This is a genomic window from Nocardia sp. NPDC057440 (assembly GCF_042802915.1).
GTDB lineage: Bacteria > Actinomycetota > Actinomycetes > Mycobacteriales > Mycobacteriaceae > Nocardia.
The window spans coordinates 183,378-197,778 of sequence record NZ_JBHVDF010000007.1; the positions used below are offsets into that span (position 1 = coordinate 183,378).

At 67.6% G+C, this 14,401-nt stretch carries 14 protein-coding genes; 11 read left to right on the forward strand and 3 right to left on the reverse strand.

The features are described 5' to 3' along the window. The first annotated feature begins 67 nt into the window (after positions 1–67). The 4 genes from tatA to ACFU4Z_RS16890 all read left to right on the forward strand — a co-directional run bounded on the left by tatA (position 68) and on the right by ACFU4Z_RS16890 (position 5,033). Positions 68–334 (forward strand): Sec-independent protein translocase subunit TatA, encoded by a 267-nt coding sequence (gene tatA / locus ACFU4Z_RS16875; RefSeq protein ID WP_364904726.1) that lies wholly within the window; start codon positions 68–70, stop codon positions 332–334. A gap of 116 nt (positions 335–450) precedes the next feature. Beyond that, complete coding sequence (gene tatC / locus ACFU4Z_RS16880) at positions 451–1,404, forward strand: twin-arginine translocase subunit TatC (RefSeq protein WP_379063805.1); 954 nt, start codon at positions 451–453, stop codon at positions 1,402–1,404. Positions 1,405–1,406: 2 nt separating this feature from the next. After that, positions 1,407–4,112, forward strand: coding sequence for a DEAD/DEAH box helicase (locus tag ACFU4Z_RS16885; RefSeq protein ID WP_379063807.1), 2,706 nt, complete (start codon positions 1,407–1,409; stop codon positions 4,110–4,112). 150 nt (positions 4,113–4,262) lie between these two features. Continuing rightward, positions 4,263–5,033: a DUF4333 domain-containing protein gene (locus tag ACFU4Z_RS16890; RefSeq protein WP_379063809.1), complete on the forward strand. Its 771-nt coding sequence runs from the start codon at positions 4,263–4,265 to the stop codon at positions 5,031–5,033. Between the two features lie 138 nt (positions 5,034–5,171). Here ACFU4Z_RS16890 and ACFU4Z_RS16895 read toward each other — a convergent pair whose 3' ends face one another. Beyond that, a complete protein-coding gene (locus tag ACFU4Z_RS16895) occupies positions 5,172–6,146 on the reverse strand; it encodes a 5'-3' exonuclease H3TH domain-containing protein (protein ID WP_379063811.1) in 975 nt (324 codons plus the stop codon). 292 nt (positions 6,147–6,438) lie between these two features. Here ACFU4Z_RS16895 and ACFU4Z_RS16900 point away from each other — a divergent pair, with 292 nt between their 5' ends. Beyond that, positions 6,439–7,566, forward strand: a complete 1,128-nt coding sequence (locus tag ACFU4Z_RS16900; RefSeq protein ID WP_379063813.1) for a M24 family metallopeptidase — start codon at positions 6,439–6,441, stop codon at positions 7,564–7,566. Between the two features lie 60 nt (positions 7,567–7,626). On the opposite strand, the gene ACFU4Z_RS16905 is transcribed toward ACFU4Z_RS16900, so the two are convergent. After that, on the reverse strand, positions 7,627–8,034 hold the full coding sequence (locus ACFU4Z_RS16905) for a PPOX class F420-dependent oxidoreductase (RefSeq protein ID WP_379063815.1): 408 nt from the start codon (positions 8,032–8,034) through the stop codon (positions 7,627–7,629). 156 nt (positions 8,035–8,190) lie between these two features. Here ACFU4Z_RS16905 and ACFU4Z_RS16910 point away from each other — a divergent pair, with 156 nt between their 5' ends. From ACFU4Z_RS16910 to ACFU4Z_RS16925, 4 genes are all read left to right on the forward strand, one after another. After that, complete coding sequence (locus ACFU4Z_RS16910) at positions 8,191–8,952, forward strand: SDR family NAD(P)-dependent oxidoreductase (RefSeq protein ID WP_379063817.1); 762 nt, start codon at positions 8,191–8,193, stop codon at positions 8,950–8,952. A gap of 224 nt (positions 8,953–9,176) precedes the next feature. Next, the gene (gene cbiE / locus ACFU4Z_RS16915) at positions 9,177–10,427 is read left to right on the forward strand and encodes a precorrin-6y C5,15-methyltransferase (decarboxylating) subunit CbiE (protein ID WP_379063819.1); all 1,251 of its coding nucleotides are present in this window, start codon (positions 9,177–9,179) and stop codon (positions 10,425–10,427) included. Positions 10,428–10,526: 99 nt separating this feature from the next. Next, a complete protein-coding gene (locus ACFU4Z_RS16920) occupies positions 10,527–11,120 on the forward strand; it encodes a hypothetical protein (protein ID WP_379063821.1) in 594 nt (197 codons plus the stop codon). Continuing rightward, positions 11,117–11,866, forward strand: coding sequence for a cobalt-precorrin-6A reductase (locus ACFU4Z_RS16925; RefSeq protein WP_379064299.1), 750 nt, complete (start codon positions 11,117–11,119; stop codon positions 11,864–11,866). The genes ACFU4Z_RS16920 and ACFU4Z_RS16925 overlap by 4 nt, the downstream gene beginning before the upstream one ends. Positions 11,867–11,886: 20 nt before the next feature. Here ACFU4Z_RS16925 and ACFU4Z_RS16930 read toward each other — a convergent pair whose 3' ends face one another. Further along, entirely contained in the window at positions 11,887–12,417 is a 531-nt protein-coding gene (locus tag ACFU4Z_RS16930) for a PadR family transcriptional regulator (RefSeq protein WP_379063823.1), read from the reverse strand. 90 nt (positions 12,418–12,507) lie between these two features. Here ACFU4Z_RS16930 and ACFU4Z_RS16935 point away from each other — a divergent pair, with 90 nt between their 5' ends. After that, entirely contained in the window at positions 12,508–13,158 is a 651-nt protein-coding gene (locus ACFU4Z_RS16935; protein ID WP_379063825.1) for a GntR family transcriptional regulator, read from the forward strand. Further along, entirely contained in the window at positions 13,158–14,384 is a 1,227-nt protein-coding gene (locus ACFU4Z_RS16940) for an MFS transporter (RefSeq protein WP_379063827.1), read from the forward strand. Before ACFU4Z_RS16935 ends, ACFU4Z_RS16940 begins: the two co-directional genes overlap by 1 nt. The last annotated feature ends 17 nt before the right edge of the window (positions 14,385–14,401 follow it).

Here is a 14,401-nt window from a genome sequence, read left to right on the forward strand (position 1 = left end):
GACGCGGGAGTTCGCCCACGTCATGGTCCGGTAGCATCGGAGCTACCACATTCTTGGGAGGTTAACCATGGGCAGTCTGAGCATCTGGCACTGGCTGATCATTGCCGGGCTCTTCGTGATGTTCTTCGGCGCGAAGCGGATGCCCGACGCCGCCCGCAGCCTGGGCCGGTCGTTGCGCATCTTCAAGAGCGAGGTCAGCCAGATGCAGAACGAGAGCACCGCGCCTGCGAGCGCGGCACCGGTTCAGCAACCGGTCCAGGAGCTGCCGCAGGCGACGATCGCCCAGCCGCAGGCGACCGTCGCGGAGCCCCACACCACGCCGAAGTCGGTCTGAGTCGAGCTTCAGCGCCGGGGTGAGTCGCACTCACTCCGGGCATAGCGCTGTTGCCCGCCGATCGACGCCGCCGCCGCCGACGCGGGCACATCCAACCCAGGGGCCAACACACCACCATGCGAATCCCGTTCGATCCTCGGCACAGCAAGCGCAGGACGAATCCCGACGGCACCATGTCGTTGGTCGAGCATCTGCAAGAGCTGCGCAGCCGACTGCTGATTTCGATCGCCGCGGTCCTGCTGACCACGTTGTTCGGCTTCTTCTGGTATTCGCATTCGATCTTCGGCCTCGAGAGTCTCGGCGATGTTCTGCTCGGGCCGTACTGTTCGCTGCCTGCCTCCTCCCGAGCCTCGCTCACACCGGACGGCGCCTGCCGATTGCTGGCGACCGCCCCGTTCGAACAGTTCATGCTGCGATTGAAGGTGGGCATGACGGCGGGCGTGGTGCTCGCCGCGCCGATCTGGCTGTACCAGTTGTGGGCGTTCATCACCCCGGGCCTGTACGCCAAGGAGCGCAAGTACGCGGTCGGGTTCGTGGCGTCCGGCACCGTGCTGTTCACCACGGGTGCGGTGCTGGCGTATGTCGTTGTCGCCCATGCGTTGAGCTTCCTGCTGAGCATCGGCAACAACGCGCAGATCACGGCGCTGAGCGGTTCGCAGTATTTCGGATTCATCATTCAGCTGCTGATCATCTTCGGCATCAGCTTCGAAACACCGTTGCTGATCGTCGGAATGAACCTGGTCGGGGTGCTGACCTACGCCCGGCTGAAGGCATGGCGCCGCGGACTGATCTTCGGGCTCTTCGTCTTTGCCGCCATCGTGACTCCGCAGGACCCGTTCTCGATGCTGGCGCTGGCTCTGGCGCTGACCGTCTTGTTCGAGGTGGCCGTGCAGTTCGCCCGGATCAACGATCGGCGTCGCGCACGCAAGGAAAGCGAAAGTCTTGCGGCGCTGTCGGATGAGGAAGCCTCCTCGCTCAGCGGCCCAGAGCCGATCCGGCCCTCCGAGTCGATCGTCGAACCGACAGAGAAATCTGGGCGACCGATGTCGGACTACTCCGATACCCTCTGACGGTGTCATATCACCGGTCGCAGGTAGGCGAGCTGGCAAAGTTTTCCGCCGAGCTGAGTTTCACCCTGGATCCATTTCAGCGCGACGCCTGTGCGGCCCTCGAGGGCGGCCACGGCGTGCTGGTGTGTGCGCCGACCGGTGCGGGCAAAACCGTCGTCGGTGAATTCGCGGTGCATCTGGCGCTCGCCGCGGGTGGAAAGTGCTTCTACACGACGCCGATCAAGGCGCTGTCCAACCAGAAGTTCGCCGATCTCACCGAGCGGCACGGCCGCGATCAGGTGGGTCTGCTCACCGGAGACCAGTCGATCAATCCGGGTGCGCCGGTGGTGGTGATGACCACCGAGGTGCTGCGCAACATGCTCTATGCCTCCTCGGATGCGCTGCGCGGGCTGGCCTTCGTGGTGATGGACGAGGTGCACTACCTCGCGGACAGATTCCGCGGCGCGGTGTGGGAAGAGGTCATCCTGCACCTGCCGCCCGATGTGCGGCTGGTCAGCTTGTCCGCGACGGTCAGCAATGCCGAGGAATTCGGCGCGTGGATGGAGACCGTGCGGGGCGACACCGCCGTCGTGGTCGACGAGACACGCCCGGTGCCGCTGTGGCAGCACGTGATGGTCGGGCGGCGGATGTTCGACCTGTTCGACACCGACTCCAGCGAGCAGAAGATCCTCGTCGACGAAGACCTGGTCCGCTATATCCGGCAGCGTGAGAGCGCGGACCGGATGAACAGCTGGGGTGGGCCGCGCAACGGTCGCGGCGGCGGGCCACGTCGAGACTTCCGCCCGCTGCCCCGGCCCGAAGTGCTCGCCAAGCTCGACGACGAAGGGCTGCTGCCCGCGATCACCTTCATCTTCAGCAGGGCGGGCTGTGACGGCGCGCTGGCGCAGTGCCTGCGCTCTCGGCTGGACCTGAGCAGGGACGACGAGACCGAGGCGATCGACGCCATTATCGAGAAGCACACCGGAGATCTGCCGAAGGACGATCTCGAAGTGCTCGGTTATTGGGAGTGGCGCGAGGCGCTGCACCGCGGGCTCGCCGCGCATCACGCCGGCATGCTGCCCGCCTTCCGGCACACCGTCGAGGAATTGTTCGTGCGGGGGCTCGTGCGGGCCGTATTCGCTACGGAGACGCTGGCATTGGGCATCAATATGCCCGCGCGCACGGTGGTGCTGGAGCGTCTGGTCAAGTACAACGGTGAGTCGCACGCCGAGCTGACCCCGGGCGAATACACCCAGCTCACCGGCCGTGCGGGCCGCCGCGGCATCGACGTCGAGGGCCACGCGGTGGTGCTGTGGCAGCCGGAGGTCGACACCAGTGCGGTGGCCGGTCTCGCCTCGACACGGACCTATCCGCTGCGCAGTTCGTTCCGGCCCGGCTACAACATGTCGATCAACCTGATCGACCGGATGGGCGCCGCGGAGGCCCGCGCCCTGCTCGAGCGCTCGTTCGCGCAGTTCCAGGCCGACCGTTCGGTGGTGGGGCTCGTGCGCGGCATCGAACGCAACGAGGACCAGCTGCGCAAACTGCGCACCCAGCTCGGCGGCGCGGACGGTGAGTTCCTGGAATACATTTCGCTGCGCGAACGGATCAAACAACGAGAACGGCAGCTCGAACAGCAGAACCGCTCCGACCGCCGGGGCGCTTCGGTGAGCTCGCTGACGTCGCTGCGACGCGGTGATGTGGTGGCGATTCCGTCCGGGCGCCGGGCTGGGCTCGCGGTCATCCTGGAACCGGATGCCACCCCGGGCGACCCGCGCCCGCTGGTACTGACCGAGGACAAATGGGCCGGCCGGGTATCGGTCGCCGATTTCCCGGTGCCCGCGAAGGCGCTCGGTCATATGCGTCTGCCCCGCCGGGTCGACCACCGGACCGCGAGCATCCGCCGTGACTTGGCCTCGGCGCTGCGCAGTACCGGAATCTCGGCGCCGGGCCGCCAGCGGCGTGGCCAGCGATCCAAGGCTGCCGAGGATCGGGAACTGGACACACTCCGGCGCAGCCTGCGCTCGCATCCGGCGCACACTCGCGCCGATCGTGAGCAGATGAGCCGCGTCGGCGAGCGCTACAACCGGTTGGCGCGCGAGACCGAAACCATGCGCCAGAAGGTTGCCGCGACGACGAACTCGCTGGCCCGAACCTTCGACCGGATTCTCGCGCTGCTCGACGAGCGTGGTTTCGTGCAGGAGGGCGAGGTGACCTCGGAGGGGCGCAGACTGGCCAGGATCTACGCCGAAAGCGACCTGCTCGTCGCCGAATGCCTGCGCCTGGGACTGTGGCGTGGGCTCGGGCCCGCCGAGCTGGCCGCCGTGGTGTCGATCCTGGTCTACGAATCACGCCAGGAGGGTGGATATCTCGGCGCGAGCGGACCGACGGAGCCGATCCGGCGGGCGGTCGGCGGCACGGTCGGGGTGTGGACGCAGTTGCGTTCGGACGAGGCCCGCCACAAGCTGCAGCCGACCCGCGAACCGGATCTGGGATTCGTCACCGGTGTGTACAAATGGGCGCGTGGCGACGGGTTGGCCGAGTCGTTGCTGGCCAGCGGCGATCGGGGCACCCCGCTGTCGGCGGGCGATTTCGTGCGCTGGTGCAGGCAGGTGATCGACCTGCTCGATCAGATCCACAGCACCGCCGATGACCCGGAGATCGCCGGGACCGCGGCGAAGGCGGTGCGGGCAATCCGACGGGGTGTCGTCGCGGTGGACGCGGCGTAGCCGATTCGATTGTGATTTGATTTCTTTCGCGTACCGACCGTGGCGGAGGAGTCGGACAGGATCGGTTCGGAAATGGGATTGGTTCTGTTCTGCGACGAGTCTCACGCGGGGGGCTACCGTATGTACAACGATGCGAGTGGAGGCAAGCAGATGAGCGGCCCGTACGGACCGAACGACGCCCCTGGTCCCGGTGAGGGACGCAACGACCCCACCCAGCAGTGGGGCGGACAGCAGACACCCGGTGGCGCGTCGCCGTCGCCGTGGGGTGGCCAGTCCCAGACGCCGCAGACTGCGCCGCCGACCCAGCAGTGGGATCAGTCGCAGCCTCCGCAGCCGCAGTGGGGTCAGCAACCGAGCCAGCCGAATCAGCCGCAGTGGGGTCAGCAGCCCAGCCAGCCGAATCAGCCGCAGTGGGGTCAGCAGCCCAGCCAGCCGAATCAGCCGCAATGGGGTCAGCAGCCCGCCCAGCCGGGTCCGCAGGACTGGGGCCAGCAGCCGCAGCAGCCTCCCCAGCAGGACTGGGGCCAGCAGGGCCAGCAGCCGCAGTGGGGTCAGCAGGGCCAGCAGCCGCAATGGGGACAGGCTCAGCAGATCCCCACCCAGAGCGGTGGCAAGGGCAAAGGCCTGATCATCGGCCTCGGTGTCGGCGCGCTGCTCGTGGTCGGCGCCATCATCGCCCTGGTGCTGGTGCTGACCAGCAAGGACGAGCTGGACAACACCGCGGTGCAAGACGGCGTCAAGAAGGTGCTTTCGGACTCCTACGGCATCCAGGACGTCGCCGATGTGTCCTGCCCCTCCGGCCAGAAGGTCGAGGTCGACGCGACTTTCACCTGCAGCCTGAAGGTCAGTGGTGAGCAGAAGAAGGTCACCGTCAAGATCACCAAGGACGACGGTACCTATGAGGTCGGCCGTCCCAACTGACTTCGATACCGGGACGCTCGCGCTGCGGCGCGGGCGCCCGGTGAGTCACCGAGCCCGGGCGGAATACCGCCCGGCGCACATCATTTCATCGGCGCTGCACTGAGGTGCGCACTCCGACCGACTCCGTTGTGCGGCGTGTCAGGAGGCGTTGGCCGCCGTCAACGCGGTGACCAAGCGCGCGATGGGGCTTTCCGCGTTGTATTCGGCGGCCAGTTCGCGCAGCCGTTGCGGGTCCGCGGGAGTCGTGGGGAGCGTATCCGATCGGGAGAGTTCGACTTCGGCATCGCAGACCACGCGGACCACGGGAGCGGCGGCCTTCAGATATGTCTCGGCGGCCCGCAGCTTCGCGCGCACACCCTGCGAAAGATCCGCGGCCGGATCGTCGAGGGCGGCTTGCAGCGCCTCCAGTGAACCGAAGCGGGAGATCAAGAGCGCGGCGGACTTGTCACCGATGCCCGCCACTCCGGGCAACCCGTCCGATGCGTCACCGCGCAGTGTCGCCATGTCCGCGTAGGCCCGTCCCGCATTCGCCAGGGGCACACCGTATTTCGCCGCGACCTCGGCGGGGCCGAACAGTTCGGCCTTGGCCAGTCCACGACCCGCGTAGAGCACCCGCACCTGCGGAGCAGGCTCGTCGCGCACCAACTGCAGCAGATCACGATCACCGCTGACGACCACCACCGGGTCGGTGCGCTCCCGGGTGGCGAGCGTCCCGAGCACGTCATCGGCCTCCAGCCCCTCCGCGCCGCCTGCCGCGATGCCCGCCGCGGCCAGCACCTCCAGAATCATCTCGACCTGCGGGGTGAGCCGATCCGGCACCTCCTCCGCGCCGGGGGCGGCGTCCGTCGAGGTGTCGAGCCGATGCGCCTTGTACGAGGGCACCAGCTCCACACGGAACGCAGGTCGCCAATTCAGGTCGAGACAAACGACCAACCTACTCGGCGAATGCTTGGTGATGAGCGACGCGACCATGTCGGTGAAACCACGCACCGCATTCACCGACCGGCCGTCGGGCGCGGTGATCTTCTCGGGGATCGCGTGGAATGCGCGGAACCATAGGCTCGCTCCGTCGAGCAGCAGGAGAGGTCCACCGGAAGTCGCGGCTGAAGTCACGCTGGTGAGGCTACCTGCCCATCCCGACAAACCTCGGTGACTGCGCTGCCGACTCGGCTTTCGGCACCGACAGTCCGGATCGGACGCGCGGGCGCTGCGTTCAGGGGCGCGCGTCGGAGGTTCGTGTCGACGGGCTGAGTTCGATGAGCCCATGCGGGCGTTGTCCGTCGCGCCGACGATCCATGAACGGTGTTGCGCCGCCACAGGTCGGGCGAGCTCGAGTCCAGCGGCTGCGGTCGCAGAAGCGGGTATGCGGCGTGCCGGGCAGTGGCGGCGGGTAACGTCGAGGGGTATGAGCTCGCACACGGAGTCACGATTCGCGGCGGATGTCTACGGTAATCGGCTCGAGCGGGCCGTCGAGCTGATGCGGGCCGCTCATCTCGATGCCCTCCTGATCACGCCGGGGCCGGATTTGCGGTACCTGATCGGGTCGGCGGCCGAATCCTTCGAGCGGCTCACCTGCCTGGTGATCCCGGCCGATGGTGCTGCGCCCTCGGTGGTGATCCCGAAGTTGGAGCTGGCCGCGCTGGAGGGTTCGGCGGCGGGCGATCTCGGTTTGCCGGTGTTCGATTGGGTCGACGGCACCGATCCGTATCAGCTGGTGAAGTCGGCGCTGCATGTCGGTTCCCGGGTCGCTGTCACCGATGCGATGCCCGCACTGCACCTGCTGCCGTTGGCGGAATCCTTCAGCGGCCTGCCGGTTTCGGCTACGCCCGTGCTGCGTGAAATGCGCATGGTCAAGGACGCCGCGGAGATCGATGCGCTGCGCAGGGCGGGAGCCGCGATCGACCGGGTGCACGCCAGGATGGGTGAGTGGCTGCGCGCCGGGCGGACCGAGGCAGCGGTGCGCGCCGACATCGCGGCCGCGATCGTCGAGGAGGGCCACACCGCGGCCGCGTTCGTCATCGTCGGCAGCGGCCCGCACGGTGCGGACCCGCACCACGAGGTGTCGCAGCGGGTCATCGAGCAGGGCGATGTGGTCGTGATCGATATCGGCGGTCCGGTGGAGCCCGGCTACTACTCCGACTCGACCCGCACCTACGTGCTCGGCGAACCGAGCCCGGATGTGGCGGTGCAATTCGCTGAACTCGAACAGGCCCAGGCCGTCGCGGTCGCCGCGGTCCGTCCTGGCGTGACCGCCGAATCGATCGACGCCGCGGCGCGAAACCCGTTGACCGCCGCGGGTTTCGGCCCCGCCTTCGTGCACCGCACCGGTCACGGCATCGGCCTTTCCGTGCACGAAGAGCCGTATATCGTCGCGGGCAACGACCTGATCCTGCAGCCGGGCATGGCATTCAGCATCGAACCCGGCATCTACTTCCGTGGCGACTGGGGCGCCCGGATCGAAGACATCGTCGTGGTCACCGAGGACGGCTGCGAGTCGATGAACAATCGCCCGCACGGGCTGACGGTGTTGTAAGCCGGGCACTGTCGCAGTCTGCGGCAGGGGCACCGTGCAGTCGCCCGAGGCGTGCGGACTTCAGCTCGAGGTCCTGAGTGTGCTGCTCGACAACACTCGCCGCACCTGAATCGCGATCACCACGCGGGTCGGGTTCTCCCTGGGCACGCGATAGCGTCCGGCGTAGCGATCGACTGCTTCGGCGACGCTGTCGGGGTCGTCGAGGACCGTTGCCGGGCCTTCGAGGGTGAGCCAGCGAATGCCGTCCACCTGGCTGACCGCCGCGTACCCCGATCGGCGCACATTGCGCACTTTCACCGATCCGTCATTGGTGATCACCCGCGCGAGCCCGGCCTCGGGATCCCAGGTGAACCCCACCGCGACAACGTGCGGGGTGCCGTCTGCTCGCAACGTGGTCAGCGTTGCGAGATGCCGCTCGGCGACGAACTCGAGCGCGGTCGGGGACAGCTGTGCTGTGCTGGTCGGCATCCCACGACCGTAGTCGTGGTCGATGTGGCGGCCAGTGGCGACCGTCGGTGACCGAGCGGCACCACGGTCGCACGGAATCACCGGTGTGCGGGCGTGCTGTCGCGTTGTCGGATGGTCGGCGCAGGGTGCGCAGCGGTGGGGGAGCAAACTGAGGGCATGGGATTGCGAGGTGGCGGGATTGCCGACGGGCCGGTGCTGTTGCTCGGTGGGCGCAGCGAGATCGGGCTCGAGGTGGCGCGGCGGTTGGCGTCGGGGCGGGTGGTAATTCTCGCGGCGCGGCGTAGCGGCGAGTTGACCGAGGAGAGCGCGAGTGTGCTTGCCGCCGGGGCGACCGCGGTGCACTGCGTCGAGTTCGATGCCGATGACACGGCGAGTCACCCCGCATTGCTCGAGAAGCTTGCGGCCGAGCATGACGGACTGGGGGTGACCGTGCTCGCGTTCGGGGTGCTGGGAGATCAGGCGCGGGCCGAGCAGGATCCGGCGCATGCGCTCGCGGTGGTGCATACCGACTTCGTCGCACAGATCAGTGTGCTCACCACGCTGGCGAATTTGCTGCGTACGCAGGGCAGCGGCCAGATTGTCGTGTTCAGTTCGGTCGCGGGGGTGCGGGTGCGCCGGGCCAACTACGTGTACGGCTCGGCCAAGGCTGGACTCGACGGTTTCGCCGGAGGGCTTTCGGATGCGCTGCACGGCAGTGGTGTTCACCTGCTGCTGGTCCGCTCCGGGTTCGTGATCGGACGGATGACCGAGGGCATGGACCCGGCTCCGTTCTCGAGCACGCCGGACCAGGTCGCCGAGGCGGTGGTCAATGGTCTCCGTCGCCGCGCAGGTCGGGTGTGGTGCCCACGGGTGCTGCAACCGGTGTTCTTCGTCATGCGCCTGCTGCCACAGGCAGTGTGGCGGCGGATGCCGCGGTGACCGCGCCGATCCCTGCTGCCGGATCGTCTGGGAGCGATCGGCCGGAGGCGGCATTGGGCACGGCACGGTCGGGGAGTACATCGATTCCGGTCGCCGGATCGGCCCGCCGGTCGCCTCGCAATGTCGAGCCCGAAGCGCGTCCGAGCGCGGCGCGGTCGGTGTCCGAAGCGCTCAACCCAGTCGAAATAGTTTCTGCCACAACGGGTATCGATACCGAGGTGTCCATGGCGAATGTCCCGCCATGGACGGGCCCGGTGATATCGGTCGTCGGGATCGGCGCCGACGGGTGGGACGGGCTCGGGCGAGCAGCCCGGGAGACGATCGCCGGATGCGCGGTGTTGTTCGGAGCGCAGCGCCAGTTGGCTTTGGTGCCAGTGGATCCGGCGGTTGAGCGGGTGGCGTGGCCGTCGCCGTTGGTGCCCGCGTTGCCCGGGTTGTTCGAGCGCTATGCCGGGGCCAGGATCTGTGTACTGGCCAGTGGCGATCCGATGTTCTACGGAATCGGGGTGACGCTGGCGCGGCTGTTCGGCGCTGCGGCCCTGCGGGTGCTGCCGCAGCCTTCGTCGGCTGCGCTGGCGTGTGCGCGGTTGGGGTGGGCACTTGCCGAGGTGCCGGTGGTCAGCGCGGTCGGTCGGCCGGTGGAGACGGTGCTGCCGGAGCTGGCGGATCGGCGGCGGGTGCTGGTGCTCAGCGCGGATGAGAACACTCCGGAGCGGGTCGCGGAGCTGTTGCGCGGCAACGGATTCAGTGGGTCGACGGTGACGGTGCTCGCGCAGCTGGGTGGCCCGGCCGAGCGGGTTCGGGTGGCCACCGCGCAGAGCTGGGACCTGCCTGCGGGCGATCCGCTGAACATCGTGGCGATCGAATGCGTCGCGGATTCGAAGGGCCCGCGCACGACGAGGGTCCCCGGCCTCCCGGACGCTCTTTTCGGTGGCGACGGGCAACTCACCAAAGCGGAAGTGCGGGCGCTGACCATCGCGGCACTCGCGCCCGCGCCCGGAGAGCTGCTGTGGGACGTCGGCGGCGGCTCGGGCAGCATCGCCATCGAATGGTGTCGCACACACCCGAGTTGCCGGGCGGTCTCCTTCGAGCGGCTCGAGCGCCGGCGGCGGCAGATCGACGACAATGCCGCCGCCCTGGGTGTCCCGCACGTCGTCGTGCGCGGGGAGGTGCGCACCGAGGTCGGATCGACCGAATCCACTTCTCCTGACGCTGTTTTCGTCGGTGGTGGGATCACCCAGAATGGCCTACTCGAGACATGCTGGTCGCACTTGCGCCACGGCGGCAGACTCGTGGCGAATGCGGTGACCGCGGAATCGGAGGCGGTGCTGCTGACCTGGGCAAAAACCTACGGCGGTGAATTGCGCAAGTTTCAGATTTACCGGGCGGAACCATTGGGGACGTTCACGGCATGGCGCCCGCAACTGCCGGTGACGCAGTGGTCGGTGCGCAAAGAACGCAAGGATTCGCTGTGAAAGCCTCGGTCGGAAGGGTGATGCAGGCCGAGGTGAACAGGTAGGGTCGGGCCCGAGATCCGAGCGTGATCGGAAATCCGATTCCTGATTGGGAGATTGATGAAGTACAAGAAGTTTGCCGCCACCTCGCTGTTGGCCATCGCCGCCACGGGTATCGCGGTCGGCACATCCGGTGCCGCGCCGGCGGCCCCGGCGCCCGCGGTGCAGAACCAGACGACCTCGCCGACCGTCACAGGCGAGGACCAGACCGTCGGCTATGCGGTGCAGATCGTCGACAAGTCGATCGTGACCACCTTGACCGGCGGCGCGTTCAGCCTCGATGCCGACCAGAAGAACGTCACGGTGAAGAACGAGGCGGGCGCGGTCGTCACCTCGATCCCGCTCGCGGCCAAGGTGGGCGACGGGGATGTCATCCCGATCGCGGCCGCCATCGATCCCTCGACGCAGCGGCTGACGCTGACGCCGGAGGTCAAGCCGACCGCTGCCGCGCCGTCCGCGGCCGAGATCAGTGCGTCGCAGGACTGGTTCTTCGCCGAACTGCAGCGCGCGTCGCTCGGCGCCCTCATCGGCGCCGTGATCGGGTTCTTCTTCTTCGGCATCGGGCTGCCGGTGGGTGCGCTCATCGGCCTGCTCATCGCGGGCGGACCGAACCTGATCAATGCGGGCATCGCCTACTTCAGCGGCCAGCCCTGAAAATCCTGATTCTCGGCGGTACCCGGGAAGCCAGGGAACTTGCCGAAATCGCGTCCGGCGAGCGGGGATTCGACATCGTTTCCTCGCTCGCCGGACGCGTCAGCGACCCTGTGCTGCCTGAAGGCGCGGTACGGATCGGCGGATTCGGTGGCGCCGACGGTCTACGGAAGTGGCTGGTAGCCAACGCGATCGAGGTGGTGATCGATGCTACGCATCCATTCGCGGCCACGATCACCGCGAACGCGGCCACTGCGACGGCGAGTGCGGGTCTGGCGCTGCTGCATGTGCGTCGGCCCGGCTGGTCCGAGGGTCTGGGAGACAAGTGGATCCGCGTGCCCGATCTCGAGGCCGCCGCGGCAGCCGTTGTCGGACTGGGCGATCGAGTGTTCCTGACGATCGGTCGGCAGGGTATCGGCGCCTTCGCCGCCCTGGCCGAGCAATGGTTTCTGATCCGCGCGATCGACCCGCCGGTGGGCAACCTGCCGCCGCATCACGAATTGCTGCTTGCACGTGGCCCTTTCGCGGTCGAGACCGAGTCGCGGTTGCTGGCATCGCATCGCATCGACGTGATAGTCACCAAGGACAGTGGGGGAGATCAAACCGACGCCAAACTCGTCGCGGCTCGCGGCGCGGGTATTCCCGTCGTCATGATCGACCGTCCCGCGCTCCCGGCCGAGGCGATTGTCGCGGAGAACGTGCCGGACGCCGTGCGGTGGTTGCGTGCACAGTCCGCTTCCCGCGCCTGAGTGGTGCTTGCCCTGTGCTGTCAGCGGCCGAGGAGACTCGGCAGCCGGTCGAACCATTCGAGTACCGCGCGTTCGTAGCCGATGCCGAACTCCAGCGTGGCGCGCTGATGTGACGGCATCCCGGTGCAGTCCTGGGCGAGATATCGGGTGAGCCGTTCCTGGTGGATCTCCCGGTTCGCGGCGATCATCTGGTCGAGGTGATCGGGGTCGAGGTGTTCGCCGAAGGACATCGTCAGTAGTAAGGGCACTCGAATTGTCTCGCCGCCCGGATCGCGGGCAATCCACTCCAGGAACGCTTCGCGGCCTGCATCGGTGATCTGATAGGGGGTGCGCTCCCGTGCTCCCGTCTCGCCCTTCTCGACCAGCCCGGACGCATCCATCGAGGCCAACTCGCGGTACACCTGGCTCTGGGTGATCGTCCAGAAATCCCCGATGCGGTCCTGCGCGGCGGACACCAGATCCCATCCCGACATCGGGCCCTCGTGCAGAAACCCGAGGAGTGACGCGGCCGTGGAATTCAGCGGTTTGCGTTGTGTCGCGGTCTTCGTCAACGGACAGCTCCTTCGCTCTCAACGTTCCATAGTGGAATGTTATACGACTGGCAACGGGTGGGCGGATGCTCCGTCTGCGATCCATCTAAGATGCAACTTGTGTCTAAGACGTATTCATCGGCCGAGCGCGCATTTCACGAGGTCAAGGAACGCATTCTCACGGGCATGCTGCCGGGCGGCGAGCTGATCAGCGAGGGTGAGATCGCCGCCGACCTCGGCATGTCCAGGACACCGGTTCGCGAGGCGTTCCTCCGGCTGGAGGCGGCGGGGTGGATGAGGCTCTACCCCAAGCGCGGTGCGCTGATAGTGCCGATTCCGCCGGCGGAGGCCGAGCACGTGGCTCATGCCAGGTACGTCGTGGAGATCGGGGCTGTGCGTGCGCTGGTCGCCGTTGATCGCTCGACGCTCGACGCGGCCCTGCGAGAGTCGCTCGACCGGCAGCGGGAACTGGCCGACACCAAGGACTTCGCCCGTTTCGCTGTGGCAGACACCGACTTTCACCGCACTTACGTCGTCGCTGCGGGCAACCCGCTGCTCACCGGCTTCTACGATTCGCTGCGCGAACGGCAGCGGCGGATGAACAGTGTTGCGCTGCACCGTGGTTCGACCGACATCGACAAGATCATCGCGCAGCACGCGCGGCTGGCCGACCTGATCGAGGCAGGCGACGCGCCAGGCTTCGCCGCCGCGCTCGTCGAGCATCTCGCGGGCGTGCACCAGCTGGAACTGAGAGGGCTGTGATGGCAACGCTCGCCACCATCGACACCCGATCGCCGGCGCGCGAGACCACCTCGAAGCCGTGGTGGGGCGTTGCCGCGGCCATGTTCGCGATCGCGTGGGGCGGAAACGAATTCACCCCGTTGCTGGTGATGTACAAGCGCGACGGACTGCCCGTCACCACGGTGGACATGTTGTTGTTCGCGTATGTGCTCGGCATTGTGCCCGCACTGCTGATCGGCGGCCCGCTGTCGGATCGCTACGGCCGTCGCGCACTGCTGCGTCCCGCGCCGCTGATCGCTGCCGTGGGTTCGGTGTTGCTGGCATTCGGTTCAGGGGCCGTGCCGATGCTGTCGGCCGGACGGGTGCTGTGCGGGGTGGCGCTGGGTCTGGCGATGGCGGTGGGCAGCAGCTGGCTGAAAGAGCTCGCCCAGCCGCCGCTCGGGTCCGAACGGCCTGCGGGAACCGGCGCGCGACGTTCGGCGATGAGCCTCACGGGCGGCTTCGCCGTCGGCGCGGGGGTGGCGGGCGTGCTCGCCCAGTGGGCGCCGCTGCCGAATACGCTCGCGTATCTGATCAACGCGGTGTTGTGTCTGATCGCCGCGGCCTGGGTGGCGCGCGCACCGGAAACAGTTGTTCCGCAGGAGAATCCCGGCCGTCTTATCGACGACCTGAGGGTTCCCGCCGCCGCGCACCGCAGATTCCGATACGTGGCACTGCCGGTCGCGCTGTGGCTGTTCACCTCCGCTGCAACGGCTTACGCGGTGATGCCGACATTGATGGCACCGCGTGTGCACGATGCACCGATCGCATTTTCGGCACTGATCACTGTCATCACCCTCGGCTGCGGCTTCGCGATCCAATCGGCGGCCCGGCGCATCGACCGCCCGGGCACCGCTCGCGCCGCAGTGGTGGCGTTGATTCTGGTCGTCGCAGGAATGGTCTCGGCGGCGTTGGCTTCGGGAACCCTCACTCTGTGGTCCACTGTCGTCACCGCAATCGTCCTCGGTGCCGGATACGGCATCGGGCTGGTCGCGGGCCTTCAGGAGATCGAACGAATCGCCCGCCCCGACGACCTGGCCGGCCTCACTGCGGTCTTCTACTCGGCAAGCTATCTCGGTTTCGGCGTGCCCGCCCTCCTCGCCTTCCTGCACGAGGCCACGGGTCTCGGTTATCCGACGATGTTCGCGGTCGCCACGGTGGCCGCCGCCGGCTGCCTGGCAGTGGTTGCCCGGAACTACCGAAGCTGACCGGTCAATCCGCGTCA